General features: G+C 30.2%; 1 protein-coding gene. It reads left to right on the plus strand.

Features of this window, described 5'->3' with window-relative positions; translation table 11 throughout:
• Positions 1-107 precede the first annotated feature (107 nt).
• The gene (locus ACKI5C_RS03660) at positions 108-2,504 is read left to right on the plus strand and encodes an Ig-like domain repeat protein (RefSeq protein ID WP_407431861.1); all 2,397 of its coding nucleotides are present in this window, start codon (positions 108-110) and stop codon (positions 2,502-2,504) included.
• Positions 2,505-2,571: the final 67 nt, after the last annotated feature.

The raw sequence follows: 2,571 nt of genomic DNA on the forward strand, positions 1-2,571 counted from the left end.
TATGCGAAATGAATATAATTTTAGTTTGATGTTGAAATTTATAAAATGGGGGCTAAATTATTAGTAGAAAAAGTAATATAAAATCTATTTTAATCCTATTTACAGTTATGTGTATAGTATTTAGTTTATTAAGCTCTATTAGTGCAGTAGAACTGTCTGATAATGATATTATCCAAAATAATGATGATAATATTATAAATACTATCGAATTAGATGAAGAAAATAAAAATATGGAAATAATTAGCATGAATTCAGAAAATGCTTTAGAAGAAAGCTCTGAAAATCAGCTAAAAGATGCGAATACAAATACAATTTACATATCAGCATCAGGTGATGATCTAACTGGGGATGGAAGTAAGGATAATCCTTATAAAACAGTAAAGCAAGGAATAGAAAATTCCAATAATCAATCTATAATCTACTTATCAGAAGGAAACTTTGATGCCCAAAACATTTCAATAGATAAGACCTTAACTATCGAAGGCGTAAAAGACAAAACAGTTATCGATGCAAATCATATTTCCAGAATATTTTTCATGACCTCTGATGCAAAATTAACATTAATCAGACTCACTTTAATAAATGGGAACATGAGTAACAATGAAACTGGACTTGGAGGATCCATTTACAACGATGGAGGAGAATTAACATTAATCAATTGTACAATAAAAGACTCTTATTCTGGTTTAAATGGTGGAGCAATCTATAACAACATGGGAAAATTAAGCTTAATTGAATCCGATATCATCAATAACACTGCAGTCCAATATGGAGGGGCAATATATTCTGCAGGCATAACAAACATTGAAAATTCCTATTTTACTGAAAACCACATTACTGCTGAAAAAGGAGTAGGGGGAGCTATTGCATGTGGAGGAATCGCTTCTATAAGCAACACTCTATTCTTAAAGAACTATGCAATATATTCCGCAGGAGCAATACTCAATTTAGCAAATGCAACTTTAAACAACTGCAGTTTCATAAATCAGACCACAGAATATACTGGAGGGGCAATCAGCAATCATAATTATATGGTCATCAACAACAGCATATTCAGTGGAGGGTACTCAAGATTTTATGCAGCTGCCATCCTTGCACCTCCAAGTGGGCAGCATGTTGTAACAGAAGTGTATAACACCATCTTCGAAAAGAACTACGTAGGAGCTCACGGTGCAGTATCAAACAATTTCAAGGATACTGAACTTAAAATGGAAAACTGCGCTATTGTTGGAAATTATATTCTATTAGAGCAAGGTGGAAAAATCTACGGGGATATTGCTTTAGATGATAATGCAAGTACTCTTTACTGCTGGTGGGGTCAAAATGAAATAAGCCCATACTACTATTCCCCACATAGTGAAACCTATGAATCCTGGAAAATAAATGCAAGCAAATGGTTAGTGATGGAATTTACATCAAGCAATGAAATAATTAAACAAGATGTAAACAATGTATTGAACGTTAACATAAAACATTACTTTGACAACGAAACCAAAGAGATATATGATTACGATGAAGACATTAACTTGCCTTTAACCGTTAAATTTTATACAAACACTGGACAAACAATAGCTGAAGTTGAATTGGTAAATGGTAGTGCAAGCATAAATTACATTCCAGCAAACAATGTGAAAACCGTTTATGCAAAATTAAGCAATCAAACAATTGAAATAAGTGTTAAGCAAAAAAATGAATCTAAACTTATTGCAAGCGATTTAAGCAAATACTATAAAGAAAATAAGGATTTGGAAATTAAATTAACTGACAATGACAATAATCCTCTTTATAATAAAACCGTTAAAATCCTGTTAAATAGAAAGGAATACAATTTAGCAACAAACAATAATGGAATTGTAAAGGTGCCTTTGGATTTGAATATAGGAACTTACACCGCAAAAATAAGTTTTGATGATGAGGAATACAGAAATCAGAACAAAAACGTTAAAATAACTGTTTTGAAAAATAAAACATCCATCAAAGCATCTAACCTAGTGAAATACTACAAAAATTCCACTAAATTAAGTGTAAAATTATTGGACAACAATAAAAAGCCATTAAAATCCAAAACAGTGAAAATAAGAATAGCTGGCAAAACCTATTCAAAAACAACTAATAGCAAAGGCATTGCAACATTTGCCATTAATCAAAAAGTAGGGACTTACAGTGTAAAAATTTCATTTAATGGAGATAAAACTTATCAAAGTTCTTCTAAAACCATTAAAGTCTATGTAAAATCTGCAAAATTAACAACTAAAACTAAAAAGATCCATAGAAAATCCTATTTTGTAGCTACACTTAAAGACAAAAATGGAAAAGCGATCAAGAAAACAAAAGTTAAATTTAAATTAAATGGAAAAACATACACCAGAACTACAAACAATAAAGGAATTGCTAAGCTTAAGATAACTGTAAAAATAGGAACCTATAAAATAAAAACCAGCTTCAAGTCAACCAAGATTTATGGAGCAACTGTTTTTACAAATAAAATTAAAGTGCTTAGATAAATGAATTAGATAATGAATTAGATAAATGAATATGAAACTATTCATTTATCCTTTTTTTAAAAAATTA

Origin of the sequence: Methanobrevibacter sp. (assembly GCF_045646045.1) — an archaeon.
GTDB lineage: Archaea > Methanobacteriota > Methanobacteria > Methanobacteriales > Methanobacteriaceae > Methanocatella.

Bases quoted from the DNA above. Each gene is read 5' to 3' on its own strand.
- ACKI5C_RS03660 (WP_407431861.1), top strand. From the start codon at position 108: ATGTGTATAGTATTTAGTTTATTAAGCTCTATTAGTGCAGTAGAACTG.